Origin of the sequence: Desulfocucumis palustris, from assembly GCF_002933875.1 — a bacterium.
GTDB lineage: Bacteria > Bacillota > Desulfotomaculia > Desulfotomaculales > Desulfocucumaceae > Desulfocucumis > Desulfocucumis palustris.
In genome coordinates this window covers 95065-103777 of the sequence record NZ_BFAV01000172.1, presented here as the reverse complement: position 1 = coordinate 103777, position 8713 = coordinate 95065, and the positions used below count along the sequence as shown (strand labels likewise).

The window sequence follows — 8713 nt, the reverse complement described above, 5'->3', positions numbered from 1 at the left end:
CGTATGTCAGGGGACACACCTCTAATGAAAGCCCGACTTTTGGGGTGAGGAATGTCCCCAACGTATGTCAGGGGACACACCTCTAATGAAAGCCCGGCTTTTGGGGTGAGGAATGTCCCCAACGTATGTCAGGGGACATTCCTCTAATGCAAACCCGGCTTTGGGGCGGGGAATGTCCCCAACTAAAATATAATATTTTTTTTGCTCCCGGTCAATGTGAACGGATATGTGTCCGGGGAAGGATTTAAAAGGGAGGATTTTAAGGGGGCGGGGAAGAATTAAAAGTTTCCACGGCGTCTATAATTTTACCAATGGCATAATGGAGGTGTTTATACTTGGATTTTAAAGAGATACAAAAAATATTGCCGCACCGTTACCCTTTTCTGCTGGTGGACAGGATGCTGGAAGTGGAGCCCGGCAAAAAGGCGGTGGGAATTAAAAACGTAAGCGGTAACGAGCCCTTTTTTCAGGGGCATTTTCCGGATTATCCGGTGATGCCGGGGGTGCTTATAATTGAGGCCATGGCCCAGGTGGGGGCGGTGGCCCTGCTGTCGTCACCGGGAATGGAGGGCAAAATCGGGCTAATGGCCGGAATTGACGGAGCCAGGTTCCGCAGGCAGGTGCTGCCCGGAGATCAGCTGCGGATAGAAGTGGAAATACTTAAACTGCGCGGCCCCATCGGCAGGGGCAAGGCCGTTGCCACCGTGGAGGGCCAGGCGGCTGCCGAGGCGGAGCTTTTATTCGCGGTTACGGATAAATAAATAATCGGTGTTATTGCTGAATATAAATGTTCAAATAACACGGAATGCTGCGAATTATACAGATATTTTGCGATAACTTGTCCCATTGTCCTTTTATGGCCGTCGAAGGATGTTTTTTTGAGGTTTGTAATTCTAATTAATTGAATGGTAAAATAACATAGGTCTTGTCTATTTTTCTGCTATTCTTTTGATTTTAGAATATTTCTTTTTATGAAAGCGGGGATATTTGTTGTTTTATCCCATAATGTCCCTTCTGGCGGCTTTTGCTGTGGCCTTATTAATTACCCCCTGGGTTAGAAAAAAGGCCTTTGACTGGGGTGCCGTGGATCATCCCGACCAGCGCAAGGTGCATAGCAAGTTGATGCCCCGGCTGGGCGGACTGGCGGTATATCTGGCCTTTGTGCCCGCCATGCTGATGGTTCAGCCCTTTAACAAATTCACGGCGGGCCTGCTTGTCGGCATTACCATAATTATCTTGCTGGGTATAGCCGACGATATAAAAGGCATCTCCCCCTGGGTGAAGCTGTCGGGACAGATTGTCGCGGCCGCGGCGGTTATTCCCTTTGGCATAAAAGTGGATTTTTTTACCAACCCCTTTAACGGTGATATAATAAATCTCGGCATTTGGGCTGTTCCGGTTACAATTTTCTGGCTGATAGCCGTGACCAACGCCATAAACCTTATAGACGGCCTGGACGGGCTTGCCGCCGGCGTGTCGGGAATAGCCGCCCTTACCATGGCGGCCGTGGCCTGGACCCAGTTCAGCGTGCTGGGGCTTGCCGGCCAAAGCGAGAGTATACTGCTGCCCCTGATTCTGGCAGCTTCCATACTGGGTTTCTTGAAGCACAACTACCATCCGGCCACCATTTTCCTGGGAGATTCAGGCTCAATGCTGCTGGGTTTCAGCCTGGGGGCTTTTTCCGTGGTGAGTTTGACCAAAAGCTTTACCGCGGTATCCGTAATACTTCCCCTGGTGATACTGGGTATACCCCTGCTGGATACAATCTGCGCCATATTAAGGCGTTATCAAAAACACAAGCCCATTTTCCAGCCGGACCGGGAGCACCTGCACCACCAGCTTATGGCTCTGGGGTTCACTCACGCCCAGGCGGTTCTGGTTATTTACGGAATAAGCCTGGTTATGGGTGTCAGCGCCGTGGTGTTGAACATTATCTCCACGGACCAGGCGGCGGTGCTGCTGTTGATGCTTTCAGCCCTGGTGCTGATTGGGGCCAATAAAATAGGGGTTTTGGGAAACCGGGCGGCTAAAGAGACCGCAATCAACAAAAAAGCCCAAGAACGCTCCTAACAGGCCGTTGCTAAAACAGACTTGCCGGCCGGTATTGGTTGAATACATTTGAGGACATATACGCTGGCTCCATTATACGCTTGGAATATTATACGCTGGAGACATTATATGTTGGGGACATTATACGTTGGGGACATTCCTCTGAAAGAGGTGTGTCCCCTTACCTTTTTATAGAGGTGTGTCCCCTTACCTTTTTTAGAGGTATATCCCCTTTCCTTTTAGGGATGTGTCCCCGGAGGTGCACTCCTTACCTTTATCCCCGGGAAAATCCGGTGCTGCCGGCGCCGCATTTTCCCGGGGGCTTGCTATTGGCGGTTTAAAAAACGCGGACCGTTTTGATTATTCCAACTGAATCCAATACTGTTGAATGATAAGTATTACGACGCGGTTATGATAAAAAATAATACCCATATGTTAATTACTATTTATGTAAACCGATATATAATATTACCAGGAGGTGATCTGATGAGGATTAAAAAGGCTGTTATACCTGCTGCGGGATTGGGAGTGCGGTTTTTGCCCGCCACCAAGGCCCAGCCCAAGGAAATGTTGCCAATTGTGGATAAGCCCACCATACAGTATATAATCGAAGAAGCGGTGGCCTCCGGTATAGAAGATATACTTATTGTTACAGGCAGACACAAAAAATCTATTGAAGATCACTTTGACAAATTCCCCAGTTTGGAAGCACATCTTAAAAGGAAGGGAAAAGAGGATTTGCTGGACCTGGTCATGGGCATCGGAGAAATGGCGGACATTTGTTACGTGCGCCAGAAAGAGCCACTGGGTCTGGGTCATGCGGTGTACTGCGCCAGGAAATTCGTTGGGAACGAGCCCTTTGCGGTTTTACTGGGAGACGATATAGTAAAAAGCGATACCCCTTGTCTACAACAGCTGATTAATCTGTACGGGGAAACCGGCGCTTCTGTAATAGGGGCGCAGGAGGTGCCCCCGGAGGATGTAAGCAAATACGGTATTTTGGATGCGGAGGAAATTAATAAGGGCGTATATAGAATAAGGGATCTGGTGGAGAAGCCGGCTCCGGGGGAAGCCCCCTCCAGGCTGGCCATTATGGGCAGGTACATAATAACCCCGGCGGTATTTGATATACTGTCCAACATTGAGCCAGGCGCCGGGGGGGAGATACAGCTTACCGACGCGCTGAGGGTGCTTTGCCGGCAGGAGCCCATGTACGGCCTGTTGTTTGACGGGCGTCGCTATGATGTGGGAGACAAGCTGGGTTATCTTAAAGCCATGGTGGAATTCGCCCTGGACCGCCCGGACCTTTCCCGGGAATTTGCGGAATACCTGAGGGAGCTGGTTGGTGAAAATATTGCCAGGCAGCCGGATGCGTTATATAATCTTTAAAACAAGGCGGGCTGTGACGGCCCGCCATTTTAACGCATGTTGACCGGGGGTATTTGACGTGAGAGTAATGGTAACCGGCGGGGCGGGGTTTATCGGGTCGCATATTGTGGACGCTCTGGCGCTGCGGGGTGACCAGGTTTCGGTGCTGGACGACCTCAGCACCGGCAGGCTTGGAAATATAAAACATCCCGTTAATTTTTACCGGGGGGATATAAGGGACCCGGAATTTGTGACGGACGCGGTGGTAAAGGAAAAGCCCGGGGTTATTTTCCACCAGGCGGCCCAGGCTGATGTTCAGCGCTCCATTAAATCCCCGGCCCTGGACGCGCAGATTAATATTACCGGAATTATAAATCTTTTGGAGTCAGCCAGGCTTAGCGGCGCGGCCAAAGTGGTGTACGCTTCCTCCGCGGCGGTTTACGGCATTCCCCGCCGCCTTCCGGTGGATGAGAACCATCCCGTGTCTCTTCTTTCCGGTTACGGAATATCAAAATACACGGCCGAGCATTACCTGTCCGTGTACAGGTCGCTGTACGGGCTGGACTATACCGTGCTGCGCTACGCCAATGTCTATGGGCCCAGGCAGGACGCCGGCGGCGAGGGGGGCGTGGTGGCTATTTTCCTGGACAGGATTTTGAAAGGGGAGGCCCCCGTTATATTCGGTGATGGCGAGCAGACCAGGGATTTCATATATGTAAAGGATGTGGTGGCCGCGAATCTGGCCGCCGCGGAAAGGGGCGGGGGCATGGTGATGAACGTAAGCACCGGGCAGGCAGCCACGGTAAACAGGTTATCCGCTCTGATTGCCCAACTGTGGGGCAGGGATGTAAAACCCGAATATCGTCCCCCCAGACCGGGGGATATAAAGGACAGCCGCCTGGACAATTCCCTGGCGGGCAGGATTCTGGAATGGATTCCCGGCTATGATCTGAGGGCGGGTTTAAGGGAAACCATGGAACTGTGGAATAAATAGCTTTGCTTATTTTTTGACGGTTACGGTTTGCTTTTTGACATCCCCGGCGGGACACCTGTTTTCTTCACGGATTTCCGCCAGATATTCCTGGTACATTTTTTTCCGGTTGTTTAAAATTTTTTTAATTTCGGATGCTTCCATGTATCCATACTCCCTGAAAATAATTTACAACTGGTTAATATTATTGACAGTAATATGCAATTATAACCGTTAACCAAAACTCCACCCCCCGCATATTATGTTGCCTGAAGGGGTGAGTCGAATATGATGAAAGTTACCGACCTGACCCGCAGGGATATAATCAACCTTACGGACGGCGCCAAACTTGGCGCCATAAAAGACATGCACATTGATCCGTCCACAGGCACCATAAAAGCCTTCGTGCTGCAGGGACCCAAAAAATACGGGGTGCTCAGCGCCGGCAGGGATGTGGTGGTGCCCTGGGAAAAGATTAAAAAAATAGGCGTTGACGCCGTTTTGGTGGAACTGGACACATTCCACAATTTAAATTACCAGGGCGGGCCGTAAAGCCCCCGGCTTAATCCCATTGCCGGTATATGATATTTGACAGAAGAAGGCCTATTTGCTAGAATATTTTTGGCATTCAAACCAGAATTTGTCCCATGCCGGGCAAGACCCGGGAGGGGCTGTTTAAATTGGGAACATACCTTTCCTGAAATTGAGTCCCCTTTCATAAATTGGGGACTTTCCTTTGTGGGTATTATTATGGTAAAAGTTTGCTGTAAGGTGTGGGCCCATTTCTTAATTGAAGGAGGGATTTTATGGCCAGGAGGTTGTTTACTTCGGAGTCGGTGACGGAGGGGCACCCCGATAAAATAGCTGACCAGATTTCCGATTCCATTCTGGATGAGATAATTGGACAGGACCCCAATGCCAGGGTTGCCTGCGAGACGCTGGTTACCACCGGCCTTGTGCTGGTGGCGGGGGAAATTACCACCCAGTGTTATGTTGACATACCCCGGGTGGTCCGGGAGACGGTTAGAGAAATTGGTTACACCAGGGCCAAATACGGCTTTGACTGCGATACCTGCGCGGTAATGACATCCATTGACGAGCAGTCCCCGGATATCGCCATGGGCGTGGATAAAGCGCTGGAGGCCAAAGAGGGCCGGATGACCGATGAGGAGATAGAGGCCATCGGCGCCGGGGACCAGGGAATGATGTTCGGTTATGCCACCAACGATACCAGGGAGCTGATGCCGCTGCCCATAGCCCTGGCCCACAGGCTGGCGCGCCGGCTTTCCGTGGTCAGGAAAACCAGGGAGTTGCCCTACTTAAGGCCGGACGGCAAGGTTCAGGTTACCGTGGAGTACGAAGATCACAGGCCCGTGAGGCTGGACACAATAGTGGTTTCCTCCCAGCATTCCTCCAGGGTGGATTTAAAAACCATCCGGGAGGATATCATCGAAAAGGTTATAAAACCGGTGGCTCCCAGGGAATTGCTTGATTCCACCACCCGCTTTTTCATCAATCCCACCGGCCGGTTTGTTATAGGGGGACCCCAGGGGGATACGGGGCTCACCGGGCGCAAAATAATTGTAGACACCTATGGAGGCATGGCCCGTCACGGCGGCGGGGCATTTTCCGGCAAGGATCCCACCAAGGTGGACCGTTCCGCCAGCTATGCCGCCCGTTATGTGGCTAAAAATATTGTGGCCGCCGGACTGGCGGACCGCTGCGAGGTCCAGCTGGCCTACGCCATCGGGGTGGCCAGCCCTGTGTCGGTAATGGCGGAGACCTTCGGCACCGGAAAACTGCCGGAGGAAGAGATAGTCGGGCTAATTAACAATAATTTTGATTTAAGGCCCGCCGGCATCATAAAAATGCTGGATTTGCGCCGGCCCATTTATAAACGCACCGCCGCCTACGGCCATTTCGGCCGCACCGATGTGGACCTGCCCTGGGAAAGAACGGATAAGGCCGATTTGTTAAAAAAACAATCCGGTGTGTAAGAGGGGATTGTTTAGAATCATATATTCCATAAATAATTTCTAAATTATTGAAAATATGGAATCACCGCCTGTAAGAAAATTACTGGCCAGGTGATGCGGAACAAAAATCACCTCCGGTTTGCTTCAAACATACAATGGTAGCAACCGGGGGTGTTGCTTTATGCTGGCTGTGCTTTATCTTTTGCTGGGAACCTGGTTCCTGTGGGTGGTGACCGGTATTTTCCGGGAAGAAGCCTGCCCGGAAAAAAGAAAAGTATTAATTATTTTAGGGAGCCACGACGGCTCGGTGGAATTTTTGCTCCGCAGCCTTTACCGCTGTCCGGGGATAAACCGCACCTGTTACCGGTTCCAGGTGCAGGACGATTCCCCGGACCGGACCGGCAGGATTATTGATACATACCGCCGTTACAGGGAAAATATTACTCTGACGGCGCCGGGCAGCGGTGTGGGGCCTCCGGTGGATAGCCACGGGCGCTGGCAAACCGTCCGGGATTGTAGCCAGACTGTTTATGATCTCAGGGGGTTTTCCAATAAACAGTTAATTAATCTTGCTCTGGCTGGAAAATTATGCTGAAAAGGAAAAAACCTCCCCTTGTCGAAAATTAAGGCTGGGGGAGGTTTAAGTCTTTATGAAATCCGGACGGGGTTTTTTGCATATATTGTATGTCTGGCTGGTAATATTATCCGGCTATTGGTTGCTTTTTTACTATTTTTCCGCGGTTGACCTGGATAAAATCACAGAATATCTGCTGATGATCGGGCTGGGTATTTTGTCCGAATGGCTGGTGGTCTCCTTTCCCCTGGGAAGGCTTTCCGGGGGATTTTCCATTGTGATGGCCTGTATGCTTATTTACGGGCCGGAGACCTGCGCCTGGATCGGCGCCCTGGCTTACCTGATTGCCAGGGGGGTGGCCAACCGGGGTGATCCGCTGCCCACCACCCTGTTCAATTCTTCTCAGCAGGTGCTGGCGGTAATGGGAGCGTCCTACCTTTGCTCCCTCCTGCCCCTGGTTAAACTCCAGGCTTCGTCCCAGGAGCGCCTTGATTTGACGTACGGCGCCGGGATGGCAGCCTTTGTGCTTTTTTATTTTGTCATCAATCACGGGCTGGTTTATATATACGCATACCCCCGGAAGCCCAGGCAGAGGGCCATGCCGTGGCAGGACGCCCTTCGCTGGGACGGGCTTACTTATTTAATAACCGCGCCCTTCGGGATAATTATGGCTTTGCTGTATTTCCGGATGGGAATGGCCACCGCGGTGCTGCTCTTTGTACCGCTGTTGGTGGTGCAGTTTGTGCTGCGCATGTATGTCCATGTGGAGCTGGCAAACCGGGAATTGCGGGCCATGTATGAAATATCCAGGAGGCTCGGCGGCAAGCTGGTGGCGAAGGAAATACCCGGGCTGCTTTTGCAGGAGGCCAGAAGGGCGATGTCCTTTCACTGCGGGGTGGTCTATCTGCAGTCGGATAATCCCGGAGTATACAAGGCGGAGGCCGTTTACGGCCAGTTCTCCAAGCAAATGAAAAAAACCGTGGTATATGCCGGCGAAAGCTTTTTCGGTTTCGTGGTGACCAACAGGGAGCCGGAAATAATATACGATTCAAGGGCGGATTTCAGGGTTAAGGGAGACCCCGGGATGCCCCAGGTGTACCGCTCAATGGTTCTGGTGCCGCTGACGGCCGAAGGGAGCGTGGTTGGGCTGCTGGTTCTGGGGGAAAAAAGGCCCATGGCCTACGGGGAGCATCATCTCCAAACCCTGGCGGTAATTGTGGGGGTTCTCTCCGTTGCCCTCAATAACAGCCTGCTGGAGAGAAGGATCGATTATCTTGAAAAAATAGACACCCAGACCGGTTTATACAACCGCGGTTGTTTTTATCAACTGTGTCTGGATTATTTCGGGGATGAGCCCGGCAAACCGGAAACCGGGGCGCTGGTTATTACCGGTGTGGATTACATGGATCAGCTGAACAGACGCTACGGCTACAGGGCCGGGGACTGGGTGCTGCAGAAAGTCGCCCGCGTCATTCACGAAATGAAACCGGAGGGAAGCCAGGCGGGCCGTTATGGCGGCGACCAATTTATTCTGCTGCTGCCCGGAATGAATGAGGAAGAGGCCTTTGTCCTGGCGGAGGATATCAGGCAGGCGGTGGGCGAAAGCCGTCTCCCGGAGGGTTTGCCTGGGAATATACGGATAAGCTGCGGGGTGGCGGTTTTCCCCGGGGACGGAGACAACACCGATAAACTGCTGGAATTATGTGAAAAAAGCCTTCACAGGGCCAAACGCACGGGCAAGGACAGGGTAGTGTGCGCCTCCCAGCTGTAAAATCG

The 8713-nt window shown here is 51.9% G+C and carries 9 protein-coding genes; 8 read left to right on the top strand and 1 reads right to left on the bottom strand.

Annotation, left to right across the window (positions count from 1 at the left end):
- Positions 1 to 335 precede the first annotated feature (335 nt).
- From fabZ to DCCM_RS17230, 4 genes are all read left to right on the top strand, one after another.
- Positions 336 to 761, top strand: a complete 426-nt coding sequence (gene fabZ, locus DCCM_RS17250; protein ID WP_104373628.1) for a 3-hydroxyacyl-ACP dehydratase FabZ — start codon at positions 336 to 338, stop codon at positions 759 to 761.
- Positions 762 to 990: 229 nt separating this feature from the next.
- Positions 991 to 2070: an MraY family glycosyltransferase gene (locus DCCM_RS17245; RefSeq protein ID WP_104373627.1), complete on the top strand. Its 1080-nt coding sequence runs from the start codon at positions 991 to 993 to the stop codon at positions 2068 to 2070.
- 465 nt (positions 2071 to 2535) lie between these two features.
- On the top strand, positions 2536 to 3438 hold the full coding sequence (gene galU / locus DCCM_RS17235; RefSeq protein WP_104373625.1) for a UTP--glucose-1-phosphate uridylyltransferase GalU: 903 nt from the start codon (positions 2536 to 2538) through the stop codon (positions 3436 to 3438).
- Between the two features lie 67 nt (positions 3439 to 3505).
- Positions 3506 to 4411: an NAD-dependent epimerase/dehydratase family protein gene (locus tag DCCM_RS17230; protein ID WP_307718826.1), complete on the top strand. Its 906-nt coding sequence runs from the start codon at positions 3506 to 3508 to the stop codon at positions 4409 to 4411.
- Between the two features lie 6 nt (positions 4412 to 4417).
- Here the strand turns inward: DCCM_RS17230 and DCCM_RS19560 are convergent, their stop codons facing one another.
- Complete coding sequence (locus DCCM_RS19560) at positions 4418 to 4552, bottom strand: hypothetical protein (RefSeq protein ID WP_269433767.1); 135 nt, start codon at positions 4550 to 4552, stop codon at positions 4418 to 4420.
- A 123-nt stretch (positions 4553 to 4675) separates the two neighbouring features.
- On the opposite strand from DCCM_RS19560, the gene DCCM_RS17225 reads away from it, so the two are divergent.
- From DCCM_RS17225 to DCCM_RS17210, 4 genes are all read left to right on the top strand, one after another.
- Positions 4676 to 4939 carry a YlmC/YmxH family sporulation protein gene (locus tag DCCM_RS17225; RefSeq protein ID WP_104373623.1) on the top strand — a complete coding sequence of 88 codons (264 nt, stop codon included), beginning with the start codon at positions 4676 to 4678 and terminating at the stop codon, positions 4937 to 4939.
- Between the two features lie 254 nt (positions 4940 to 5193).
- Positions 5194 to 6384 (top strand): methionine adenosyltransferase, encoded by a 1191-nt coding sequence (gene metK / locus DCCM_RS17220; protein ID WP_104373622.1) that lies wholly within the window; start codon positions 5194 to 5196, stop codon positions 6382 to 6384.
- A gap of 160 nt (positions 6385 to 6544) precedes the next feature.
- Positions 6545 to 6958 carry a hypothetical protein gene (locus DCCM_RS17215; protein ID WP_104373621.1) on the top strand — a complete coding sequence of 138 codons (414 nt, stop codon included), beginning with the start codon at positions 6545 to 6547 and terminating at the stop codon, positions 6956 to 6958.
- 55 nt (positions 6959 to 7013) lie between these two features.
- Positions 7014 to 8708, top strand: a complete 1695-nt coding sequence (locus DCCM_RS17210) for a GGDEF domain-containing protein (protein ID WP_104373620.1) — start codon at positions 7014 to 7016, stop codon at positions 8706 to 8708.
- Positions 8709 to 8713 lie beyond the last annotated feature (5 nt).